We start from the raw sequence: 21,708 nt of genomic DNA, 5'->3' as shown, positions 1-21,708 counted from the left end.
GGGCCGTCAACGTTCAGCCGGGGAGCTTTGTCGGACCATGCCTCTCGTCGTCATTCAGACCACCCTGCCGGGAACGGCCAGCCGCCCGTTCCGCATCACCGAAGTTCTCGACAAGGTGGCCGACAGTGCCGAGGAGGCGCTGGAGGCGGCCCTGGTCCACATCGGCGGCGACCGCGAGGCGACGTCGGACTACCTGACCGCGCGCTGGCACAAGTCCGGCGGCTACTGGGTGGTCGCCTACGACCCGGTGCCGGAAGCGGTGGCGGGGGCCGCCGTCGCGGTGATGTGAGTTCTTATTGCTTGCCAGCGGCCGGCCCCCTTTGGGATAGTTGCCGACTATCTTCGGAGGGGCAGGGGGAAATGGCCGGACGCTGGCTGGCGATGGCTTTTGGGCTCGCGGCGACGGCCGGCCTCTCGGCTTGCGCGTCGGTGATCGGCTCGACCGAATCCGAGGTGCAGATCCGCACCAGCCCCGACAATGCCCAATGCGACCTGAAGGGGTATGACGGCTATGCCGCTTCGGTGCGCACCCCGGCCACGCTGACCATCCCCACCGCGGCGGCACCGGTCACGGTGACCTGCAGCGCCGCCGGGTTCCGCCGTACTTCCTACACCCTCGACGCCACCGCCGACGGCTGGATCTGGGGCAATACCGCGTTCATGATGGCCACCGGCGGCATCGCGGTGCTGGGCGCCCTGGTGGATGAAAGCCGCTCGGCCGGCAGGGCCTATGCCGAGGACGTCAAGTACGACCTCGCCCCCGACCGCCCGCGCCCGCTGCGGGCGACCAGCCGCAGCGGCGACGTCGATCTGCGGCTGAACGCCAGGTAAAGCTCCATACACGCTACTGCGTAACAGTAGCCTCATCCTGAGGAGAGCGCGCAGCGCTCGTCTCGAAGGGTGCGGCGGGCCTGATCCTTCGAGACGGCCGCTGGCGCGGCCTCCTCAGGATGAGGCCCGAATGAGACGAAGCTCCGGCCAAGTCAGCGCAATGGTGCCTACCCCTCGCATTCCACGAAGACGGTCACCTTGCGGATCAGGTCGCCGACATCGGCGGGGGACAGCGTCGCCGTCGAGGGCGCGGTCTGGAACGGGATACCGTTGTCGCTCAGGAACTTGCGCGCCAATTGGGCCTTGATGGCGAAGTTGACGTTCTGCGGAATGGCGCCGGTCTTCTCGGCGACGCTCTGGGCGTTCAGGGTCGATACCACGACACCGATCACGTTGCCGCTCATATCGGCCACCGGGCCGCCGGAATTGCCGCGCTGGATGGGGGCAGTGAGCTGGTAGTGCCGCACGTCGCCGCGCACGCCGGCCATGGCGCTGATCACGCCGGCGGTGACGTTGGGCTCGCGCGACAGCAGGCTGGACAGGGGATAGCCGACGGCGACCACGCTGTCACCCGAGCGCAGGGGCTTGTCCTCGCGGAATCGCGCCACCTCGGCCGGAACCAGCGAGGTCTTGAGGGCGGCCAGGTCGGTCGCGGCGTCGCGGGCGATCACCGAGGCGGCCTGCGAGGTGCCGCCCTCGACCACGACGCGGATGTTGCGGCACGACTGCACCACATGGGAATTGGTCAGCACGGTGCCATCGCGGGCGACGACGAAGCCGGACCCGGCGCCGTTCTTCGGCCGCGGCGGGGCGGGCTGCGGTGCCGCCGGTCCGGCCGCCGCGGCGGGTTCGGCGCCCGCCTCCACCGGGGTGCCCTTGACCGGCTTCCACGCCGCCACCTGCTTCATGGCCCGCTGTTCCTGCTCGGGCGAAAGGGTGGCGCGAATCTTGTCGCGGTAGTCGGCGAATTGCTGCTTCTGGTTCGGCTTGGCCAGGCGCTCGGCGAGGACCAGGTGGACATAGGCCTTTTCGGCATCCTTGGGCACTCCGGTGCCGCTGAAATGGGCGACGCCGGCATTGAACAGCGAGGGGGCGTCACCCTGCATGCCGGAGCGCTCGAACCACTTCACCGCCTCGCCCGGGTTGCGGGCGGTGCCGTCGCCGTTCCACAGGGCGGCGCCGTAAAGGTTCTGCGACACCATGTGGCCGCGTTCGGCCGCCTTCTTCAGCCAAGTCACCGCGGTGGCGCGGTCCTGGGGCACGCCGCGCCCGTGCCAGTGGGCGATGCCGATGGTTTCCATGGCGGCCGAGATGCCGAGATCGGCGGCGCGGCGCAGATAGGTCAGGCCCTTGGCCTCGTCCTTGGGCAGGCCGGTGCCGAGGTAGTGGAACTGGCCCAGATTGTTCAGCGCGTTGGGCTGGTTCTGGTCGGCGGCGCGGCTGATCCACAGCAGGGCGCGGTCCATGTCCTTGGCCACGCCACGGCCCTGGAAATAAAGCCCGCCCAGGGTGTTCTGGGCCAGCGCGTCGCCCTTTTCGGCCGCCTGGGTGAGCAGCGGCAGCGCCTTGGCCGGGTCGGCCGGCACGCCGAAGCCGTTCAGGTAGATGTGGCCGACCCGCGACATGGCGCCGACATGGCCGGATTCGGCGTGGGGCTGCAGCTCCTTCAGCGCGGTCGCCCAGTCGCGGCGGGCGAAGGCGGTTTCCCCTTCGGCCACCCCCGCCAGGACCGGCGCCGCCGCCAGCAGCAGGGCGGCGAAGGCCGCGGCCGGGATTACTCGTCGGGAACCATGTCGATATAGCCGCACGGGCACTCCTTTGCACACAGACCGCAGCCTTTGCAGTAGTCGTAATCAAATACGTAATGGCTGCCGTCCGAGGCAAGCTCCGTCGTCTTCACCACGGCATTATCCGGACAAAGGGTCCAGCAATTGTCGCAGGCCAGACAATTGCCGCACGAGAAGCAGCGGTTGGCTTCGGCCAGCGCCTGGGCGCCGCTGGGACCGCCCTCGATCTCGTCGGTATCGTTGCGCTTCTCCAGCTCGAGGGTGGGCAGGGGGATGCGCGGACGGTTTTCGTAATAGGCCAGGTTCAGGCGGTCGTAGCGGATGGGCGGGCGCACCGGCTCGACGGCCTCGCGCCCCGACAGCAGGGCGTCGATGGCCTCGGCGGCGCGGCGGCCGTCACCGATGGCGGCGCTGACGGTGCCCCCGGTCAGGCCCTTCAGCCAGTCGCGGGCGTCGCCGCCGGCGAACAGCCCGGCCTGGCCGTCGATGCGGCCGAAGCGGTCGGTCTTGATGTAGTCCTTGCCATGCAGCACCGATTCCATGCCGGTGGGATCGACCACCTCGCCGATGGCCGGCACCACCATGTCCACGTGCAGCACCGTCTCGGTGCCCTCGAACGAGACGCGGCTCTTGCGGCCGCGGCCGTCGGGCAGCTTCTTCAGGCGCACCATCTCGACGCCGACCACCTTCGAGCCGCGCATGATCAGGCGGTTGATGGTGCGGTGGGGGTGGAAGACCACGCCTTCCTCGACGGCCTGCTCCAGCTCGCGCGGGACCACGTTCAGCACGTCGTCGGGCTCGGTGTCGGGGCCGGGCAGGCCCGAGGCGGTGACCACGTGCACGTCCTTGACGCCGGCGCGGCGCATCACCCGGGCCAGATCGACGGCGGTGTTGCCGCCGCCGTGGATGACCACCGCGTTGGGGGTGGGCAGGGCGCCCACCACCAGCCATTCCTTCAGCATTCCCAGACCCTCGTGCAGGTCGGCGGGAACGGCGCCGTCCACGTCCCAGTGGCGGCTCTTGCCGGCGCCGACGCCCAGGAACACGGCGTCGAACTCCGACCGCAGCTGGTCCAGCGAGACGTCGCGGCCCAAGGCGGTGCGCGGCCGGAATTCGATCCCCAGCGCCAGGATGCGGCCCAGCTCCTTGTCCACCACGTCGCGCGGCAGGCGGGTCGGCGGGATGGCCGAGCGCAGCAGGCCGCCCGCCTCGGGCATGGCATCGAACAGCACCACGTTGTAGCGGCGCCGGAGCAGGTGATAGGCGGCCGACAGGCCGGCGGGGCCGGCGCCGACCACGGCGACCCGCTGCGAGCGCACGGGGACGTCGAGCAGCGGATAGGCCCAGTTGTGGCGGATCGCCTCGTCGCCCAGCCAGCGCTCGATGCCGTGGATGGCGATGGGGGAATCGTACTGGCCGCGGTTGCAGGCGCTTTCGCACGGATGCGGGCAGACCCGGCCGGTCACCGCCGGCATCGGGTTCATGGCGACAAGGGCTTCCCACGCCTCGCGCGGGCGGCCCTCCTGCAGGCGGGCCAGCCATTCCTGCTGGTCCTCGCCGGCCGGGCAGGCGCCGTGGCAGGGGGCGGCGGCATGGGTGTGGATCGGCCTGGTGTTGCGCCAGGTTCCGGTCTTGAAGGCAAGCGACGTGCCGGGAAGGGCGAAGGCGCCGCGGGTCATGGTGACAGGCATGCTCTCCTCCCTCGCTTCAGGTCCGCGCCGGGCCGCCGCGGCGCACGGTGTCGGCGCCGTCGGTGTCGAGCGGGTCGTCGCCGTCGCCCTTCAGGCCGTAGCGCTCGATATTGTAGTCGGCCAGCGCCTGCAGGTGCTCGCGCTCCTCGCGCGCCCGATGGTCGCCGTCCGAGAACAGGTGGCGGAAGCGGCCCTGGCGCTTGAGGTATTCCACCACCGGCACCGGGTTGCGGATGGGCATGACCGAGGCGACCTCGCCGCGTTCAAGCTCGATCAGCGGGAACAGGCCGGTCTGCACCCCCAGGCGGGCGATCTCGATGCTCAGGGTGCCGTCGTGGCCCCAGCCGAGCGGGCAGGGGCTGTGCACCAGCAGGAAGGTCGGCCCCTCGATCTCCATGGCCCGGCGCACCTTGCGCCGCAGGTCCTGGGGATAGGCCACCGAGGCGCTGGCGGCATAGGGGACGTGGTGGGCGGCGATGATGGACAGCAGGTCCTTCTTCATGTGCCGCTTGCCCATGCGGTTCTTGCCCGGCGGCGAGGTGGTGGTCATGGCCGCATGCGGGGTCGAGCTCGACCGCTGGATGCCGGTATTCATGTAGGCTTCATTGTCGTAGCAGACATAGAGCACGTTGTGCATGCGCTCGAGCATGCCGGACAGGGCCTGGAAGCCGATGTCGAAGGTGCCGCCGTCGCCGCCCATGGCGATCACCTTGGTGCGCCGGCCCTGGGCCTTCAGCGCCGCCTCGACCCCCGAGGCGATGGCAGCCGAGTTCTCGAACAGGGAATGCAGCCACGGCACCCGCCACGCCGATTGCGGCCACGGGGTGGTGAACACCTCGAGGCAGCCGGTGGCGTTGGTCAGGATGACGTCGGGGCCGGCCGATTCGGTGACCAGACGGGCGGCCAGCGCCTCGCCGCAGCCCTGGCAGGCGCGATGGCCGGCCTCGAGGCCGCGGAAGCGGGGCTGGCGGGAGCGAAGCGACGCAGGCTCGGTCATGGCGAGGTCTCCCTAAAGGTCGGCCGGTTCCAGCTTGGCCGGGTCGAGGTCGAGGATGCGGAAGCCCTCCACCTCCTTGGGCACCGCCAGCAGGCGGGGCCACATCTCCATGGGCACGTCGCGGCCGCCGAGGCCGAGGGCGACGTTGTGGACCTTCGGCGCCTTCTTCATTTCCAGCAGCGCCGAACGCACCTCGCCGCCGAGGACGCCGCCGAAGCCGGTGGAGATCGCCCGGTCCACCACCACCAGGTCGGTCAGCCCCTCGCAGACGTGGCGCAGCGCCTCGTCCGGGAAGGGGCGGAAGGCGCGCAGCTTGATCAGCTTGGCCTTCTTGCGCCCGGGCAGCACCTCCATGGCCTCCTCGAAGGTCGAGACCAGCGAGCCCATGGCGAGCACGCCGATGCGGGCATCCTCGGGCCCTTCGACGGTCAGCAGCCCGCCGCAGGACCGCCCGGTGGCGGCCTGCCAGGCCCGGTCGGCCTCAAGGATGGCGCCGACCGAATCGAGCAGCGCCCGGTGGTGGGCCTGGCGGGTCTCGGCGAAGTATTCCGGCCCCACCAGGGTGCCCAGCGACAGCGGGTGCTTGGGGTCGAGCATGCGGCTGAAGCGGAACGGCGGCAGGTATGCATCCACCAGCTTCTGGTCCGGCATCTCCAGCGTTTCCAGGGTGTGGGTCAGCACGAAGCCGTCGACGCAGACCATCACCGGCAACTCGGTCGCTTCGGCGATGCGGAAGGCCTGGATCGAAGTGTCCACCGCTTCCTGGTTGTTGGCGCAGTGCAGCTGGATCCAGCCGCAATCGCGCACCGCCATGGAATCGGCGTGGTCGTTCCAGATGTTGATGGGGGCGCCCAGGGCCCGGTTGGCGCAGGTCAGCACCACCGGCAGGCGCATGCCTGAGATGTTGAACAGCACCTCGGCCATCAGCAGGATGCCCTGCGACGACGAGGCGGTATAGGCACGCGACCCGGCGGCCGAGGCCCCGAGCGCCACCGAGGCGGCGGAGAACTCGCTTTCCACGCTCACCAGCTCAGTCTCCAGCCGGCCGTCGGCGACCAGCTTGGAGAGGTTCTCGACGATGTGGGTCTGCGGCGTGATGGGGTAGGCCGCCACCACGCCGGGGCGGCACAGCGCAACGGCGCGCGCGATCGCCTGCGATCCTTCCAGGGCTTCAAGCATGGGCCGTCTCCCGCCAGGCGCCGGCGGGGACCAGCGCCGCCGCCGCCTCGATCAGCTTGGTGTTGCGTTCCAGCATGTCGCCCTTGAACCGGTGCGCCAGCGCCTTGGCCAGCGCCTCGGTGGGCAGGATGCCGGTAAGCGTCAGGAAGGCGGCCAGCAAGGCGACGTTGGGCATCGGCTTGCCGATGATGTCCCTGGCCAGGGCGGTGGCCGGCAGGGCGATGGTCGGCCGGCCGCATTCGGCCGACAGGTCCGCGGAACTGAGCGGCGAATTGACCAGCACACCGCCGCCCGGCTTCAAGCCGTCGACGGTGGCCGGGATGTGCAGCAGCCCGGAATCCTGCACCACCAGGAAGGCCGGCTCCGCCACCTGGCAGCGGCGGCGGATGGGGACATCGGCGATGCGCACGAACGCGGTCACAGGGGCGCCGCGGCGCTCGGCGCCGAAACTGGGAAAGGCTTGACAATGACGGCCGGTCTCGAAGGCTGCCGTGGCCAGTAGATAGGCAGCAACGACGTTTCCCTGGCCGCCGCGTCCGTGGATCCGGACTTCGATCATGGCGGTCCTCCGGATGAGTGATCCATCCTTGTGCCAGGGAGGATACGCCTGGGGCCGGCCGCTGGCTAGGCGGCAATGGCCGAATTCCGGTTCATTGCGCAATCTTAATGGGGCGGGGGGCCGCGGTGCCGCCCGTCGGGGTGGGCTTAGTGCAGGGTCGCCTGGTTCGCCGGCGCCAGGGCCTCCTGCAGCACCGCCCGCAGTACTGGCGGCTGCACCGGCTTGTGAAGGATGGCCAGGCCGCTGGCCTGCGCCTCGCGCAGGCGTTCGGGCGCGGTGTCGCCGGTGATGATGATGCTGGGAATGACGGTGCGGTAGAGATCGCGGATGCGGGCCACCGCCTCGGCGCCGGTACGGCCCTCGCGCAGGCGGTAATCGGCGACGATGATGCTGGGCTGGCCGGGCAGGGCGGTCAGCTTGGCCAGCGCCTCGGCCTCGGAGCCCGCCGCCACCACCTGATAGCCCCAGCCCTGCAACACCAGGGTAAGTCCGGTCAGCACCGCCGGTTCGTCGTCGATCAGCACGATGATGCCGCTGGGGGCGCCGGCCCTGCGCGCCCCCTCCGGCGCCGCCTGCCGTCCGGCGGCGACGTACGGCACCCGCACGGTGAAGCACGAGCCCTGGCCCGGAGTCGACGCCACCGCCACCTCGTGACCCAGCAGGCGGGCAAGGCGATCGACCACCGCCAGGCCAAGGCCCAGGCCGCGGGCGCTGTCGCGTTCTGGATTCCCGAGCTGGACGAAGTCCTGGAAGATTTCGCGGGTGCGGTCCGGCGCGATGCCGATACCGGTGTCCCAGACCTCGATGCGCAGCGCGCCGCCCTGGCGCCGGCAGCCCACCAGGATGCGCCCGCGCGACGTGTAGCGGAGGGCGTTGCCGACCAGGTTCTGCAGCATCCGCGACAACAGCGCCGGGTCGCTGCGCACCACCGCCGAAGCCGGAACGACGCACAGTTTCAGCCCCTTGTCGCGGGAAGCGGCGGCAAAGTCGGTGCGCAGCCGGTCGAGGACCGCGCCGACACAGAAATCGATCTTCTTTGGCGCCACCAGGCCGGCATCCAGACGCGACACGTCAAGGATGGAATCGAGCAGCGCCGTCAATCCGTCGATCGATCGCGTCAGGCCGTCGGCCACCGAGCGGGCTGCCTGGCCGTGCAGCTTGTCGGCCAGGACCGAGGCGAAGAACTGGATGGCCTGCACCGGCTGGCGCAGATCGTGGCTGGCGGCGGCAAGGAACTTGGCCTTGGCGGCGTTCGCGCGTTCGGCCTCGGCGCTCGCCGCGCGGGCCGTTTCGCAGGCGTGCCGAAGCTCGTCCTCCTGGCGCTTGCGCTCGGTGATGTCGCGGACGATGCCGCAGAAGACGCGCTCGCCGCCGACACGCCCTTCACCCACCGCGAGGTCGAGGGGGAAGACCGTGCCGTCGCGCCGCAGGCCGCGGACCTCACGACCGATGCCGATGACCTTGGCGTCGCCGGTGCGGCAGAAGTTGTCGATATACCCGTCGTGGCGCTCGCGGTCGGGCGAGGGCATCAGCAACGAGACGTTCCGGCCGATCAAGTCGTCGGCCCGGTAGCCGAAAATCCGTTCCGCTGCCGGATTGACCATGCGGATGGCGCCCCCCGCGTCGATGGTGATGATGCCGTCCACGGCGGCCCCGAGAATGGCGCGGGTGCGTTCCTCGCTCAGCCTCAGGCGCCGTGCCGCATCGAACCGGCCGCCGAAATGCCCGGCCGCCAGACCGATCAGGGCGGCGGTAAGTGCGGTGACGAGGTAGGGAACATAAGCCGCCATGGCATCTCCTGCGGGGTCGCAACGAAGATGGGATGCCCATGGGGGGAACGAAACATGGCGTATTCACAATGACCGGACGGTCTTCGCCACGTGAGTAGGCCCGGAAAAAAGCGAAAAAGGGGCGAAGTCGCAAGGACTTCGCCCCATTCTCATTGGCTCCGGAGGAGGGATTCGAACCCCCGACCAGCCGGTTAACAGCCGGCTGCTCTACCGCTGAGCTACTCCGGATCAGGACGCGACGGAGCGCGTACCCGAATGGAAAGCGTTCTCACGCGCGGGCGCGGGCATTCGGGTGCGGTGGCTGGAGGCCGGGGCCGGAATTGAACCGACGTACGCGGATTTGCAGTCCGCTGCATCACCACTCTGCCACCCGGCCCACTTCAGCCCCTCGGCCCCGGCCGGCGGCCGACGTGAGGACCGTGCTTATACGCGGCTTGCCTGGCGCGGTCAAGACGATGTTGCGCGGCTGCGGGACCACGCGGGGGGCGCCATTGAGTCGGTGCCGCCCTGGGGTTATAAGGCGTTTGCGTCCGCCTCGGAAAATGCCGGCCGCCAACGAATTCAGAGGGAGCCGTCAGATGGACTACGCCCGTGCCCGCGCCAACATGGTGGAAAGCCAGATCCGGACGAACCGGATCCTCGATCCCGGCCTCGTCCGCGCTCTGTCGGAAATTCCCCGCGAGCATTTCCTGCCCAAGGCGATGCGCAGTTTCGCCTATCTCGACGAGGACCTGGAACTCGGCGGCGGCCGCTTCCTGATCGAACCGCTGGTGCTGGCCCGGCTGGTGGCCGCGGTGGAGATCGCGCCCACCGACGTGGTGCTTTGCATCGGCGACGCCACCGGGTACGTCACGGCGGTGACGGCACGCCTGGCGCAGACCGTGGTGTCCCTGGAATGCGACGGCGAGTGGGCGACCCGGGCCGGCAACGCCCTGGGCGAGCTCAAGGTCGACAATGCGGCGGTGGTCCAAGGACCGCTGGACCAGGGCTATCCCGCCCAGGCGCCCTACCAGGTGATCCTGTTTGCCGGCGGCATCGGCGAGGTTTCGCCCAATCTTTGCCGGCAACTGGCCGAGGGGGGGCGGCTGGGGGCGGTGGTCAGCCACCGGGAAGGGGTCGGCAAGGGAACCGTGGTAACCCGGGTGGGCGATACGTTCGGCCGGACGGTGGTGTTCGACGGCGCCACTCCGCTGCTGCCGGGCTTCCGGCCGAAGCCCGGGTTCATATTTTAACGAATGTTTTACCAATGACGTACCCAGTCCGGGCGGATCGGTTAAGACTTCGTAAATAACCTGATTGAGGGCCGCTGCGGCAAACGCGCGGCCCTCATTTTTTCAACCCCGCACGGAGCCTATGACTCGCGCTATCCATAAGGCTGTTGCCAATTCGCAACGGTATCCGCCATTCCGGGCAGGATATTGAGGAATATTTCTTGATCTTTCGTTCAGGGAAGTTATTGTTCCCGGAGAGTCTTTCGGTCGGATGAGTCCGTGCGGCCCGCGATTGCTGAAAGGTGCGAAATGAAAAAGGCGTATTTGTTGGCCGGTGTGGCATTGATCGGAATGAGCGTCGCGATGGCAGGGACGGCGCGGGCCGAGACCCTTGAGGACGTGCTGGTTTCCGCCTACACCACCAACCCGTCGCTGCTGGCGCGGCGGGCCCAGTTGAAGGCGACCGACGAAGGCGTGCCCCAGGCCCTGTCCAACTGGCGGCCCACCGTCACCTTCACCGGCGAATACGGTCGCGGGCGCTACGAGACCAACGCCAATACCTCGGCCTCGGCCCAGGGTCGGGAGCAGGGGCGCACCTCGCGAAGCAATACTCTGACCATCTCGCAGCCGCTGTATCGCGGCGGCCGCACCGTGGCCGCCACCCGTGCCGCCGAGGCGGACGTGCTGGCCAACCGTGCCGACCTGCAGGTGCGCGAGCAGACCGTGCTGCTCAATGCCGCCACCGCTTTCCTGGATGTCGCCCGCGACGAGACGGTGCTTCAACTGAACATCAACAACGAGCAGGTGCTGCGTCGCCAGCTCGAGGCGGCGCAGGAGCGCTTCCGCGTCGGCGAGATCACCCGCACCGACGTCAGCCAGGCCGATGCCCGTCTGTCCGGGGCCACCGCCGATCGCGTCTCCGCCGAGGGCATTCTGCAGAATTCCCGCGCCCGCTACATTACCGTGGTCGGCCGCGCCCCCGAATCGCCGCAGGCGCCGAAATCGGCCGCCGCAGTGCCGGGCAGCTTCGACGAGGTCAAGGAAGTCACCCTGGCCAAGAACCCGTCGGTCATTTTCGCCGACTGGACCGCACAGTCGGCCAAGGACGGCATCGACACCATCGCCGGCGAGCTGCTTCCCACCGTCAATCTCAATGGCGAGTGGGGACGCAATCTGTCGGCGACGTCGCAGGGTAGCGAATCCGAGACCCTGGAAGCCACCGTCAGCGTCAGCGTGCCGCTGTACGAGGGGGGTGATGTCTATTCCCGCGTGCGGGCGCAGAAGCATACCTACGGCCGGCGCAAGATCGAGGCCGACCAGGCCCGTCGCGACGCCCTCGAGGACGCCACCCAGGGGTGGGAGGACCTGCACGCCGCCCGGGCCCGCATCCGCTCCATCGAAAGCCAGATCCGGGCGTCCGAGCTCGCCCTGGCCGGTGTCGAGGAAGAGGCCAAGGTCGGCTCGCGCACCGTGCTCGACGTGTTGGATGCCGAACAGGAACTGTTCAATGCCCGCGTCAACCTGGTTCGGGCGCAGCGCGATGAAATGGTCGCCGCCTTCACCTTGAAGTCCGCGCTGGGCCAGATGACCGCCGAAGCATTGACTCTGCCGGTCGAAATCTACGACCCGACCCGGCATTACGAGGACGTGCGCGATAAGTGGATCGGCACCGGCGTCGACGTGAAATACGAGGAATGACCGCGTTCGGGCGCGCCGGATATCGGCGCGATCCCGGAAAGTCCCGGAAGAACGCGTAAGATTTTAATGATTTGTATTGGTTCGTACGGCATGATGGCCGCGATTCGGACCCAGGGGGACCACGGACAGTCGGATCATGAGCGACGACAAGGCCCAGCAAGAACCCTCGATGGAGGACATCCTCGCCTCGATCCGCCGAATTCTTTCGGAGGACGAGGCTGAGGAGAAGAGCGCGGATCCGGTGGTGGAGCCGGCCCCCGAACCCGAACCCGTTCCGGTGTTCGAACCCGAGCCTGAACCCGAGCCTCTGCCCCAGGACGACATCGACGCGATGTTCGCCGACGCGGCGCCGGAACCGGTCCCGGAGCCGGTGTTCGAGCCCGAGCCCGAGCCCGAACCGGTCTTCGAGCCGGAGCCCGAGCCCGAACCGTTCGTCATGCCCGAGCCCGAGGACGATGTCCTCGAACTGACCGAGGACATGGTCCTCGACGAGGACGAGCCGGCCTTCGACATCAACGCCTTCAAGCCCGATCTCGGGGAATACGAGCCCGAACCGGTGATGCCGGCCCCGCGCCGGCCGGCACCGCGCCGGGTCGATGAGGATGCGCTGATTTCCGACAACGCGGCGCACCGCAGCACCTCGCTGCTGTCCGACCTCGCCCGCGAGATCGTGCGCCAGCGCTCCATCGGCCTGGGCAATGGCGGCATCACGCTGGAAGCCATGGTGCGGGAGCTGTTGAAGCCGATCCTCAAGGAATGGCTCGACGAGAACCTTCCCTACATGATCGAGCGGATCGTCAAGAAGGAAATCGAGAAGATGGTAAACCGGGCCGAGAACCTTTAATCTCCGCGCCCTTGACGGTCCAGACGGCTCGGGCCTTCCCGGGCCGTCTTCCGTTTCAGCCCTGTGATTCATCAGCGAGTTCCGGAACGCCCCGCCATGCTGGACAAGACCTACCGCCCGTCCGAGGTCGAGCCGACCCACTACCAGGCCTGGGAAGGCTCCGGCGCCTTTGCCGCCGATCCCGCCCGCGGGCAGCCGCCCTACACCATCATGATGCCGCCGCCGAACGTGACCGGCAGCCTGCACATGGGCCATGCGCTGACCTTCACGCTGCAGGACGTGCTGATCCGTTTCAACCGCATGAACGGCCGCGACGCCTTGTGGCAGCCCGGCACCGACCATGCCGGCATCGCCACCCAGATGGTGGTCGAGCGCCAGCTGGAGGCTCAGAAGCTCAGCCGCCATGACCTGGGGCGCCAGCGCTTCATCGAACGGGTGTGGGAATGGAAGGCCGAATCGGGCGGCACCATCACCCGCCAGCTCCGCCGCCTGGGCGCCTCGCCGGACTGGGCGCGCGAGCGCTTCACCATGGATGAGGGCCTGAGCGCCGCGGTGCGCAAGGTCTTCGTCGATCTCTACAAGCAGGGTCTGATCTATCGCGACAAGCGGCTGGTCAACTGGGACCCCAAGCTGCACACCGCCATCTCCGACCTTGAGGTGGAGCAGCGCGAGGTGAAGGGCCACATGTGGCACTTCAAGTATCCGGTCGATGGGGTGGACGACACCTTCATCACCGTCGCCACCACCCGGCCCGAGACCATGTTGGGCGACACCGCCGTGGCGGTGCACCCCGAGGACGAGCGCTACACCCATCTGGTGGGGAAGATGGTGCGCCTGCCCATCGTCGGCCGCCTGATCCCCATCGTCGCCGACGAGTATTCCGACCCGACCAAGGGCACCGGCGCGGTCAAGATCACCCCCGCCCACGATTTCAACGACTTCGAGGTGGGCAAGCGGCACGGCCTGGAGATGATCAACATCCTGGACCGCGATGCCCGCCTCAACGATGCCGTGCCCGAGGCCTATCGCGGCCTCGACCGCTACGACGCGCGCAAGCAGGTGGTGGCCGAGATGGAGGCGCTGGGCCTGCTGGACCAGATCGTCAACCACGTTCACATGGTGCCCTACGGCGATCGTTCCGGCGTCGTCATCGAGCCGTGGCTGACCGACCAGTGGTTCGTCGATGCCGTCACCCTGGCCAAGCCCGCCATCGCGGCGGTGGAGACCGGCAAGACCCGCTTTGTCCCCAAGCACTGGGAGAACACCTACTACGAGTGGATGCGCAACATCCAGCCGTGGTGCATCTCGCGCCAGATCTGGTGGGGCCACCAGGTGCCGGCGTGGTACGGCCCCGACGGGCATATCTTCGTCGAACTGACCGAGGAGGCCGCCGCTACCGCCGCCGCCGCCCATTACGGCAAGGCGGTGGACCTGACCCGCGACCAGGATGTGCTCGACACCTGGTTCTCGTCGGCGTTGTGGCCGTTCTCGACCCTGGGCTGGCCGGAGCAGACGCCGGACCTGGCCCGCTACTATCCCACCGACGTGCTGGTCACCGGCTTCGACATCATCTTCTTCTGGGTCGCCCGGATGATGATGATGGGCCTGCATTTCATGGGCGACGTGCCGTTCCGCGACATCTACATCCACGCCCTGGTCCGCGACGAGAAGGGCCAGAAGATGTCCAAGTCCAAGGGCAACATCATCGACCCGCTGGACATCATCGACAAATACGGCTGCGACGCGTTGCGCTTCACCCTGGCGGCCATGGCCGCCCAGGGCCGCGACCTCAAGCTGGCGGAAAGCCGGGTCGAGGGCCACCGCAACTTCGCCACCAAGCTGTGGAACGCCGCCCGCTTCTGCCAGATGAACGAATGCCACCCGGTGGCCGGATTCGACCCCGGAACGGTCACGGAGACGGTCAACCGCTGGATCGCCGGCAAGACCGCCGAGGTCGCCGACAAGGTGGCGCAGGCGCTGGAGGGCTACCGCTTCGACGCGGCGGCCGGCGCCGCCTATCAGTTCGTGTGGGGAACCTTCTGCGACTGGTACCTGGAATTCGCCAAGCCCATCCTGCAGGGGGCGGACGAGGGGGCCAAGGCCGAGACCCGGGCGACCGCGGCGTGGGCGCTGGACATGATCCTGCATGTGCTGCACCCGTTCATGCCGTTCATCACCGAGGAATTGTGGACGCAGACCGCCCCCCGTGACGGCGCCCTGATGCGCCGGCCCTGGCCGAGCCTGCCTGGGCTGCACGATGCCGCAGCCGAGTCCGAGATGGATTGGGTGGTGCGGGTGGTGTCGACCATTCGCGGCGTGCGCTCGGAAATGAACGTTCCGCCCGCGGCACAACTGGCCGTGCTGGCCAGCGGCCTGGCGGAAGAGCGCGTCGGCTGGGCCACCACCCACCGCGACCTGATCCTGCGCCTGGCCCGCCTGGCCGAATTCGACACCCGCCCGGACAGCAACAAGATGGCCGAGGTGCTGCAGGACGGGGCGGCGCAGATCGTGATCGACGAGGCAACGCTGCTGATGCCGCTGGCCGGCATTGTCGACCTCGACAAGGAGCGTGCCCGGCTGGAGAAGGAGATCGCCCGCGTCGAGGGCGAGATCGCCAAGGTCGACCGCAAGTTTGCCAATCCCGATTTCGTCGCCAAGGCCGCGCCGGAAGTGGTCGAGGAGAACCGCGAGCGCCGCGAGGAATGGGCCGCGGCGAAGGCCAGGCTGACGGAGGCGCTGCAGCGGCTGTCCGGGGCCTGAAGTCAGTCCCGGGATTCGCCATCGACCACGGTCTCCTCGTCCTCGTCCCCGGCGTCGTCCCCGGCCTCGTCCTGGTCTTCGTCCTCGCCGCCCAGGACGGCGCCGTCATGCTCGTCCTCGTCCTCGCCTGGCGTCACGGCCTCATCCTCGGCGAAAACGGTTTCGCTGTCGGGGGTGGGGCGCATCACCGGGACGGCGCGGGAATGACCGCGGGGTGGCCGCATCATCTGCCGCGGCGCCGGAACGAATTCGGCCTGGCATTTCGGGCACACCGGCGGGTCGCGGCCGAGGTCGTAATAGGCGGCACTGCAGGCGGCGCAATGGCGCTTGGTCCCTCGATTGGCTTGCGGCACGGCATCCTCTCCATCCCTGTGACTGGGTGGATGTGGATGGTCCGGTGCCTTGGCGCCAGCCCCGCTTCCGGGTCTATACCAGGCGCCGGATGAAGGGCTGGTAGGGGCGGTCGTTGGTGCGGATGTGGTCGAACAGCCAGAAGCGCAGGAAGTCGGCGGCCTCGCCGGTCAAGCGGTGGGTGTCCTGACCCTCGGCCGGATCGGAGAAGCGCACCTTCAGGTTGTCGGCCTGGGCCAGCAGACGGTCATGCTCGGCCTTGTGCATGGCCAGGCCGGGATAGCCGTGGCGGTCGAGCAGGCGCTCCTCGGCGACGAAGTGGGCGCGGGTGCGCAACACCAGGCGGTCGAGGATGGCAGCCAACTGGGAGATGGCGCTTCCGGTCTGGGCCGCGGCCAGGAACTCGTTGCACAGCTCCAACAGGTCCCGGTGGTCGGCATCGATGGCCGGCAGGCCAAGCTTGAACTCGTCACTCCACTCCAACTGACTCATCGTCTCCGCCCTTCCACGAATCCGGCGCTGCTCAGCCTTCGCCGGGGCCTACACTGCCAATCGCCTGCCAAGATCGGGTTAACCCCCCGGGCCGCCCCCCTGACGAAGGTGGTACGGTAACAAAAATAACACGAATTCTCAAACAAAATCCGGGGGTTATTGTGCAGTGCAGCTACCAGGGCTGCGGGTGGGGCGTTCCCACGGCACCGAGCAGGCCGCCGACGGCAGCGTGGAACATGGCCTCGGTGAGGCGCCCGGTATTGGTGTTGTAGCGCGAGCAATGGTAGCTGTCGGCCAGGACCAGTCCGCCGGGCAGGTGGTGCAGCAGGCCGTGGCCGAACGGGTAGGCGGACTTGCGCAGGCCCAGGGTGGACAGCACCGCCTGATGGGCGTCGCGGCCGATGGCCAGCACGCCCCTGAGCTTCGCCATGGCGGCGATCTCGGCGGCGAGAAAGGGCCGGCACGCGGTGAATTCGGCGGGCAGCGGCTTGTTGCCGGGCGGCACGCAGCGTACCGCGTTGCTGATTCGCACATCGACCAGGCGGAAGCCGTCTTCGGCGCTGGCGCCGTAGCGTCCCTCGGCCAGGCCGAAGGCCGCCAGGGTCGAGTAGAGCAGGTCACCGGCAAAGTCGCCGGTGAACGGCCGGCCGGTGCGGTTGGCGCCCCTGAGGCCGGGCGCCAGCCCGACGCACAGCAGGCGCGCCTCCAGCGATCCGAACGAGGGCACCGGCGCGTTGAACCAGTCGGGATGGTCGGCACGGCTGGCCCGCCGCATGTCCGCCAGGCGCGGGCACAGGGGGCAGTCGCGGTCGGGAACCGGCGGCGTCACTGCGGCTCGAACCCCCGGTCCTCGCGGTTGGGCACCGCGCGGGCGATCAGAGGTTCGAGATCAAGCAACTCGATGAAGGTATCGCACTGGCGCCGCAACTCGTCGGCGACCATGGGCGGCTGCGAGCGGATGGTCGACACCACCGACACCCGCACGCCCTTGCGCTGCACCGCCTCGACCAGGCGGCGGAAGTCGCCGTCGCCGGAAAACAGGACCACATGGTCGAGATGCTGCGCCATCTCCATGACGTCGATGGCCAGCTCGATGTCCATGTTGCCCTTGATCTTGCGCCGACCCATGGCGTCGGTGAACTCCTTGGTCGGCTTGGTGACCATGGTGTAGCCGTTGTAATCGAGCCAGTCGACCAGCGGGCGGATCGGCGAGTATTCCTGATCCTCCATCAGGGCGGTGTAGTAGAACGCGCGAACCAGCCGTCCCTTGGCGGCGAACAGCTGCAGCAGACGCTTGTAATCAATGTCGAAGCCCAGCGCCCGGGCGGCCGCATACAGGTTGGACCCGTCGATGAACAGGCCGACTCTTTCAGTGTCGTAAAATTGCATGGTGGTTCCCATCTATGAACTTGAACTGAATGAATGATGCGGCCGAGGCGGCCGCCGAACGCTCCTGAAGGTAGGGCCTATGCCGGTTTGCCGCAAGGGCGCCGGGGCTTCGGCAAGCTTGCGTTCGGCCCCGTGGCCGCTATATAAGCTGGACTCTTTTTCCTGGTCGCGTATTGGCAAAGGACGTTCCATGGCTCGCGTTACCGTCGAAGATTGCGTATTGAAGGTTCCCAACCGGTTCGAGCTGGTACTGATGGCGGCCCAGCGCGCCCGCGACATCTCGTCCGGCGGCCGGCTGACCGTCGAGCGCGACAACGACAAGAACCCGGTGGTGGCGCTGCGCGAGATCGCCGAGGAGACGGTCGGCATCGACCACCTGCGCAACGAGCTGGTCCAGAGCCTGCAGAAGCACGTCGAAGTGGACGAGCCGGAAGAGGACGAGATGGAGGCGTTCATGCCCGAACGCGACCTCGGCTTCGAGACCATGGCGACGGAGGAGGAGGCGATCGAGGACGGCCTCACCGTGTCCGAGGACGGCGTCGATTTCGATCCCGACGCCATGGCCGGCGACCTGCCGGACGGCGACATCGAGTGACGTTGCCGGGGGCGGCGATGGCGAACGCCTTTCAGGTGATGGCGAACGCCTCGCACATGCCGCCCCATTCAGCGCCGGCCGCGCCGGTGGCCAAGGAGGCGCGGCCATGATGCGCCAGTTCGAACTCGTCGAACGTGTGAAGTCCTACGATCCGGCCGCGGACGAGGACGCCATCAACCGCGCCTACGTCTTCGCCATGAAGATGCACGGCTCCCAGAAGCGGGCCTCGGGCGACCCCTATTTCTCCCATCCCATCGAAGTCGCCGGCATCCTGACCCGCTACCGGCTGGATTCGGCCTCGATCATCACCGCGCTGCTGCACGACACCATCGAGGACACCCCCGCCACCCAGGAGGACATCGACCGCCTGTTCGGGGCCGAGATCGGCCGGCTGGTGGACGGGGTGACCAAGCTGTCGCGCATCGAGCTGCAGTCGGACCATGCCAAGCAGGCCGAGAACCTGCGCAAGCTGGTGCTGGCCATGAGCGAGGACATCCGGGTCCTGCTGGTGAAGCTGGCCGACCGCGTCCACAACATGCGCACGCTGCACTACATCGGCAATCCCGAGAAGCGCCGCCGCATCGCCCTGGAAACCATGGAGATCTACGCTCCGCTGGCCGAACGCATCGGCATGCAGGAGATGAAGATCGAACTGGAGGACCTGGCCTTCACCGAACTGCACGGTGACGCCAGGGCCTCCATCATCGCCCGGCTCAATTTCCTGCGCGAGCAGGGCGGCGACCTGATCGGGCGCATCCTCGACGAACTGCGGCGCACGCTGGAAGAGGCGGGGGTGAGCGCCACCGTCTCGGGCCGGGAGAAGACGCCTTATTCGATCTGGCTGAAGATGCAGCGGCGCAATGTCGGTTTCGAGCAATTGTCCGACATCATGGCCTTCCGCGTCGTGGTCGACAGCGTCGAGGACTGCTACCGAGCGCTGGGCGTGGTGCATTCCCGCTATCCCATGGTGCCGAACCGGTTCAAGGACTACATCTCGACGCCCAAGCCCAACGGCTACCGCTCGCTCCATACCGGGGTGTTCGGCCCCGAGCGCCACCGCATCGAAGTGCAGATCCGCACCCAGGAGATGCACGAGGTCTCGGAACTGGGCGTCGCCGCCCACTGGAAGTACAAGCAGGGCGGCGGGCGCCTCACCGACGGCCGCCAGTACCGCTGGCTGCGCGAACTCCTCGACATCCTGGAACATGCCTCCAACCCCGAGGAATTCCTCGAGCACACCAAGCTCGAGATGTTCCAGGACCAGGTGTTCTGCTTCACGCCCAAGGGCGATCTGATCGCCCTGCCGTCCGGCGCGACGCCGGTGGACTTCGCCTATGCCGTTCATTCCGAGGTCGGCGACACCTGCGTCGGCGCCAAGATCAACGGCCGCATCATGCCGCTGCGCTCGCGCCTGGGCAACGGCGACCAGGTCGAGATCATCACCTCGCGGGCGCAGACGCCGAACCCCACCTGGGAACGCTTCGTCGTCACCGGCAAGGCCCGCGCCCGCATCCGCCGCTTCGTCCGCACCCAGCAGCGCGCCCAGTACGTCGATCTCGGCCGCGCCATCCTGGTCCGCGCCTTCCGCCAGGAAGGCTACGACTTCGCCGAGAAGTCGCTGGAGGGCGTGCTGAAGATCTTCAAGCAGCCCAGCGTCGACGACCTCATCGCCGAGGTGGGCGAGGGGACCCTGACCGCCCGCGAGGTGGTGTCCACCGTCTTCCCCGAACTCAAGACCCAGCGCGCCGACAATGTGGTGCCGCTGGGCCGCAAGCCCAAGCCCGAGCGCAAGGACCAGGCCGGCGGTGCCATTCCCATCAAGGGGCTGATCCCCGGCATGGCGGTGCATTTCGCCGGTTGCTGCCATCCGCTGCCGGGTGACCGCATCGTCGGCATCGTCACCACCGGCAAGGGGGTGACCGTCCACACCATCGATTGCGAGAATCTGGAGCAATACGCCGAGACGCCCGAGCGCTGGCTCGACATCTCGTGGGACGAGGCCGAGGGCAAGGCCCATACCGGGCGCATCGACCTGGTGGTCAACAACGAGCCCGGCACCCTGTCGACGGTGACCACGGTGATCGCCAAGAACGTCGGCAACATCTCCAACCTCAAGATCACCAACCGCACCACCGAGTTCTTCGAGATGCTGATCGACATCGAGGTGCGCGACGTCAAGCACCTGACCAACATCATCGCCGCGCTGAGGGCCACGCCCTCCATCAACTCGGTCGAACGCGCGCGCAACTGATCGGGACGACTCACGCCATGACCTTCCGCCCCCTCCGCCTCGGCGTGAACATCGACCACGTCGCCACCATCCGCAACGCCCGCGGCGGTCGCCATCCCGACCCGGTGCGCGCCGCCCACCTGGCGGCGGCGGCCGGGGCCGACGGCATCACCGCCCATCTGCGCGAGGACCGGCGCCACATCGCCGACCGCGACATCGAGCGCCTGGCCAACGAGATCCCGCTGCCGCTCAACCTGGAGATGGCCGCCACCGAGGAGATGCTGGCCATCGCGCTGCGCCACCGCCCCCACGCCGCCTGCATCGTGCCGGAGCGGCGCGAGGAGCGGACCACCGAGGGCGGGCTGGACGTCGCCGGCAATCTGGAGGCGCTGCGCCCCATCGTCGGCCGCCTGGTCGAGGCCGGGGTGCGGGTGTCCATGTTCATCGAGGCCGACCCCCGCCAGTTGGATGCGGCGAAGGCCATCGGCGCCCCGGTGGTGGAACTGCATACCGGCGCCTATTGCGACCACGAGGGCGAAGCCCGCGACCGCGAATTCGCCCGCATCCAGGCGGCGGCCGCCCATGCCGAGGCGATCGGGCTGGAGTGCCACGCCGGCCACGGCCTGACCTTCGACACCGTCAAGCCCATCGCCGCCATCGCCACCATCGTCGAGCTGAACATCGGCCATTTCCTGGTCGGCGAAGCCATCTTCATCGGCTTCGACGCCGCCATCCGCCGCATGCGCGCCCTGATGGACGAATCCCGCCCAGGAGGGGCCCGCCAGGGCGCCGGCCAGGGGGCCGAGGCGTGATCCTGGGGCTCGGCAACGACCTGTGCGACATCCGCCGCATCGAGAAGACCCTGGAGCGGTTCGGCCCGCGGTTCCTTGACCGGGTGTTCACCGATCGCGAGCGGGCCAAGGCCGAGCGGCGGGCGGAGTCCCTGCGGGCCTCGACCTACGCCAAGCGCTTCGCCGCCAAGGAGGCTTGCGCCAAGGCGCTGGGCACCGGCTTCCGCGACGGGGTGTTCCTCAAGGACATCGGTGTGGTCAACCTGGCCTCGGGCCAACCGGCGCTGCATCTGACCGGCGGCGCCGCCGAACGGCTGGCTGCCATCACGCCGCCGGGCATGACGGTCCGCATCGACCTGACCATGACCGACGAATACCCGCTGGCCGAAGCGGTGGTGGTGATTTCCGCCCTGCCCGGCCAGGGTGGCGCTTGACAGGTGCCGCCCAGGCTGGTTTGCTCGCCCCGACCCAGGGTCGGGTATTGTGGCGTTGATTTATTGTGAATCAAATAGT

At 68.3% G+C, this 21,708-nt stretch carries 20 protein-coding genes and 2 tRNA genes; 10 read left to right on the top strand and 12 right to left on the bottom strand.

All coding sequences use genetic code 11. The annotated features are described in order from the left end of the window. Positions 1–37 precede the first annotated feature (37 nt). Positions 38–289, top strand: a complete 252-nt coding sequence (locus MTBUT4_RS18345) for a hypothetical protein (protein WP_173981158.1) — start codon at positions 38–40, stop codon at positions 287–289. 92 nt (positions 290–381) lie between these two features. Further along, a complete protein-coding gene (locus MTBUT4_RS18340; protein WP_173981157.1) occupies positions 382–831 on the top strand; it encodes a hypothetical protein in 450 nt (149 codons plus the stop codon). Between the two features lie 167 nt (positions 832–998). On the opposite strand, the gene MTBUT4_RS18335 is transcribed toward MTBUT4_RS18340, so the two are convergent. From MTBUT4_RS18335 to MTBUT4_RS18300, 8 genes are all read right to left on the bottom strand, one after another. Next, entirely contained in the window at positions 999–2,639 is a 1,641-nt protein-coding gene (locus MTBUT4_RS18335; RefSeq protein ID WP_173981156.1) for a tetratricopeptide repeat-containing serine protease family protein, read from the bottom strand. Beyond that, on the bottom strand, positions 2,606–4,309 hold the full coding sequence (locus tag MTBUT4_RS18330) for an FAD-dependent oxidoreductase (protein WP_173981155.1): 1,704 nt from the start codon (positions 4,307–4,309) through the stop codon (positions 2,606–2,608). Before MTBUT4_RS18330 ends, MTBUT4_RS18335 begins: the two co-directional genes overlap by 34 nt. A 16-nt stretch (positions 4,310–4,325) precedes the next feature. After that, positions 4,326–5,306, bottom strand: coding sequence for a thiamine pyrophosphate-dependent enzyme (locus MTBUT4_RS18325; protein WP_173981154.1), 981 nt, complete (start codon positions 5,304–5,306; stop codon positions 4,326–4,328). 12 nt (positions 5,307–5,318) lie between these two features. Then, the gene (locus MTBUT4_RS18320; RefSeq protein WP_173981153.1) at positions 5,319–6,485 is read right to left on the bottom strand and encodes a pyruvate ferredoxin oxidoreductase; all 1,167 of its coding nucleotides are present in this window, start codon (positions 6,483–6,485) and stop codon (positions 5,319–5,321) included. After that, on the bottom strand, positions 6,478–7,044 hold the full coding sequence (locus tag MTBUT4_RS18315) for a 2-oxoacid:acceptor oxidoreductase family protein (protein ID WP_173981152.1): 567 nt from the start codon (positions 7,042–7,044) through the stop codon (positions 6,478–6,480). The genes MTBUT4_RS18320 and MTBUT4_RS18315 overlap by 8 nt, the downstream gene beginning before the upstream one ends. 146 nt (positions 7,045–7,190) lie before the next feature. Next, positions 7,191–8,834: a PAS domain S-box protein gene (locus MTBUT4_RS18310; protein ID WP_173981151.1), complete on the bottom strand. Its 1,644-nt coding sequence runs from the start codon at positions 8,832–8,834 to the stop codon at positions 7,191–7,193. 153 nt (positions 8,835–8,987) lie between these two features. After that, positions 8,988–9,062: transfer RNA gene (locus MTBUT4_RS18305), tRNA-Asn, on the bottom strand. A gap of 74 nt (positions 9,063–9,136) precedes the next feature. Then, a tRNA-Cys gene (locus MTBUT4_RS18300) sits at positions 9,137–9,210 on the bottom strand. A gap of 202 nt (positions 9,211–9,412) precedes the next feature. Between MTBUT4_RS18300 and MTBUT4_RS18295 the strand changes: the two genes are divergently transcribed. The 4 genes from MTBUT4_RS18295 (at position 9,413) to MTBUT4_RS18280 (ending at position 15,347) form a co-directional block, all read left to right on the top strand. After that, complete coding sequence (locus tag MTBUT4_RS18295; RefSeq protein ID WP_173981150.1) at positions 9,413–10,066, top strand: protein-L-isoaspartate O-methyltransferase; 654 nt, start codon at positions 9,413–9,415, stop codon at positions 10,064–10,066. A gap of 330 nt (positions 10,067–10,396) precedes the next feature. Next, on the top strand, positions 10,397–11,743 hold the full coding sequence (locus MTBUT4_RS18290) for a TolC family outer membrane protein (protein WP_254434929.1): 1,347 nt from the start codon (positions 10,397–10,399) through the stop codon (positions 11,741–11,743). Between the two features lie 136 nt (positions 11,744–11,879). After that, positions 11,880–12,587: a DUF2497 domain-containing protein gene (locus tag MTBUT4_RS18285; protein WP_254434928.1), complete on the top strand. Its 708-nt coding sequence runs from the start codon at positions 11,880–11,882 to the stop codon at positions 12,585–12,587. Between the two features lie 96 nt (positions 12,588–12,683). Next, complete coding sequence (locus tag MTBUT4_RS18280) at positions 12,684–15,347, top strand: valine--tRNA ligase (protein WP_173981148.1); 2,664 nt, start codon at positions 12,684–12,686, stop codon at positions 15,345–15,347. 2 nt (positions 15,348–15,349) lie between these two features. Here the strand turns inward: MTBUT4_RS18280 and MTBUT4_RS18275 are convergent, their stop codons facing one another. The 4 genes from MTBUT4_RS18275 to MTBUT4_RS18260 form a co-directional block, all read right to left on the bottom strand. Next, positions 15,350–15,700 (bottom strand): TIGR02300 family protein, encoded by a 351-nt coding sequence (locus MTBUT4_RS18275; RefSeq protein WP_173981147.1) that lies wholly within the window; start codon positions 15,698–15,700, stop codon positions 15,350–15,352. A gap of 73 nt (positions 15,701–15,773) precedes the next feature. Continuing rightward, positions 15,774–16,190 (bottom strand): bacteriohemerythrin, encoded by a 417-nt coding sequence (locus MTBUT4_RS18270; RefSeq protein ID WP_173981146.1) that lies wholly within the window; start codon positions 16,188–16,190, stop codon positions 15,774–15,776. 172 nt (positions 16,191–16,362) lie between these two features. Further along, the gene (locus MTBUT4_RS18265) at positions 16,363–16,965 is read right to left on the bottom strand and encodes a uracil-DNA glycosylase (RefSeq protein WP_173981185.1); all 603 of its coding nucleotides are present in this window, start codon (positions 16,963–16,965) and stop codon (positions 16,363–16,365) included. 50 nt (positions 16,966–17,015) lie between these two features. Then, positions 17,016–17,579, bottom strand: a complete 564-nt coding sequence (locus MTBUT4_RS18260; RefSeq protein ID WP_173981145.1) for an NYN domain-containing protein — start codon at positions 17,577–17,579, stop codon at positions 17,016–17,018. Positions 17,580–17,769: 190 nt separating this feature from the next. On the opposite strand from MTBUT4_RS18260, the gene rpoZ reads away from it, so the two are divergent. The 4 genes from rpoZ to acpS all read left to right on the top strand — a co-directional run bounded on the left by rpoZ (position 17,770) and on the right by acpS (position 21,629). Continuing rightward, positions 17,770–18,174 (top strand): DNA-directed RNA polymerase subunit omega, encoded by a 405-nt coding sequence (gene rpoZ / locus MTBUT4_RS18255; protein WP_173981144.1) that lies wholly within the window; start codon positions 17,770–17,772, stop codon positions 18,172–18,174. A 106-nt stretch (positions 18,175–18,280) separates the two neighbouring features. Then, positions 18,281–20,425, top strand: a complete 2,145-nt coding sequence (locus tag MTBUT4_RS18250) for a bifunctional (p)ppGpp synthetase/guanosine-3',5'-bis(diphosphate) 3'-pyrophosphohydrolase (protein WP_173981143.1) — start codon at positions 18,281–18,283, stop codon at positions 20,423–20,425. Between the two features lie 17 nt (positions 20,426–20,442). Beyond that, positions 20,443–21,216: a pyridoxine 5'-phosphate synthase gene (locus tag MTBUT4_RS18245; protein WP_173981142.1), complete on the top strand. Its 774-nt coding sequence runs from the start codon at positions 20,443–20,445 to the stop codon at positions 21,214–21,216. After that, positions 21,213–21,629, top strand: a complete 417-nt coding sequence (gene acpS, locus MTBUT4_RS18240) for a holo-ACP synthase (protein ID WP_173981141.1) — start codon at positions 21,213–21,215, stop codon at positions 21,627–21,629. Before MTBUT4_RS18245 ends, acpS begins: the two co-directional genes overlap by 4 nt. Positions 21,630–21,708 lie beyond the last annotated feature (79 nt).

Source organism: Magnetospirillum sp. UT-4 (assembly GCF_902729435.1).
Taxonomy (GTDB): domain Bacteria; phylum Pseudomonadota; class Alphaproteobacteria; order Rhodospirillales; family Magnetospirillaceae; genus Magnetospirillum.
Note: the sequence above shows the minus strand (reverse complement) of the source record. Positions and strands in the feature narration are given on the sequence as shown.

Bases quoted from the DNA above. Each gene is read 5' to 3' on its own strand.
- MTBUT4_RS18315 (WP_173981152.1), bottom strand. From the start codon at position 7,044: ATGATCGAAGTCCGGATCCACGGACGCGGCGGCCAGGGAAACGTCGTT.
- MTBUT4_RS18340 (WP_173981157.1), top strand. From the start codon at position 382: ATGGCTTTTGGGCTCGCGGCGACGGCCGGCCTCTCGGCTTGCGCGTCG.
- MTBUT4_RS18345 (WP_173981158.1), top strand. From the start codon at position 38: ATGCCTCTCGTCGTCATTCAGACCACCCTGCCGGGAACGGCCAGCCGC.
- MTBUT4_RS18260 (WP_173981145.1), bottom strand. From the start codon at position 17,579: ATGCAATTTTACGACACTGAAAGAGTCGGCCTGTTCATCGACGGGTCC.
- MTBUT4_RS18245 (WP_173981142.1), top strand. From the start codon at position 20,443: ATGACCTTCCGCCCCCTCCGCCTCGGCGTGAACATCGACCACGTCGCC.
- rpoZ (WP_173981144.1), top strand. From the start codon at position 17,770: ATGGCTCGCGTTACCGTCGAAGATTGCGTATTGAAGGTTCCCAACCGG.
- MTBUT4_RS18280 (WP_173981148.1), top strand. From the start codon at position 12,684: ATGCTGGACAAGACCTACCGCCCGTCCGAGGTCGAGCCGACCCACTAC.
- MTBUT4_RS18320 (WP_173981153.1), bottom strand. From the start codon at position 6,485: ATGCTTGAAGCCCTGGAAGGATCGCAGGCGATCGCGCGCGCCGTTGCG.
- MTBUT4_RS18310 (WP_173981151.1), bottom strand. From the start codon at position 8,834: ATGGCGGCTTATGTTCCCTACCTCGTCACCGCACTTACCGCCGCCCTG.
- MTBUT4_RS18330 (WP_173981155.1), bottom strand. From the start codon at position 4,309: ATGCCTGTCACCATGACCCGCGGCGCCTTCGCCCTTCCCGGCACGTCG.
- MTBUT4_RS18325 (WP_173981154.1), bottom strand. From the start codon at position 5,306: ATGACCGAGCCTGCGTCGCTTCGCTCCCGCCAGCCCCGCTTCCGCGGC.
- MTBUT4_RS18265 (WP_173981185.1), bottom strand. From the start codon at position 16,965: ATGCGGCGGGCCAGCCGTGCCGACCATCCCGACTGGTTCAACGCGCCG.
- MTBUT4_RS18295 (WP_173981150.1), top strand. From the start codon at position 9,413: ATGGACTACGCCCGTGCCCGCGCCAACATGGTGGAAAGCCAGATCCGG.
- MTBUT4_RS18290 (WP_254434929.1), top strand. From the start codon at position 10,397: ATGAGCGTCGCGATGGCAGGGACGGCGCGGGCCGAGACCCTTGAGGAC.
- MTBUT4_RS18285 (WP_254434928.1), top strand. From the start codon at position 11,880: ATGAGCGACGACAAGGCCCAGCAAGAACCCTCGATGGAGGACATCCTC.
- MTBUT4_RS18270 (WP_173981146.1), bottom strand. From the start codon at position 16,190: ATGAGTCAGTTGGAGTGGAGTGACGAGTTCAAGCTTGGCCTGCCGGCC.
- MTBUT4_RS18250 (WP_173981143.1), top strand. From the start codon at position 18,281: ATGATGCGCCAGTTCGAACTCGTCGAACGTGTGAAGTCCTACGATCCG.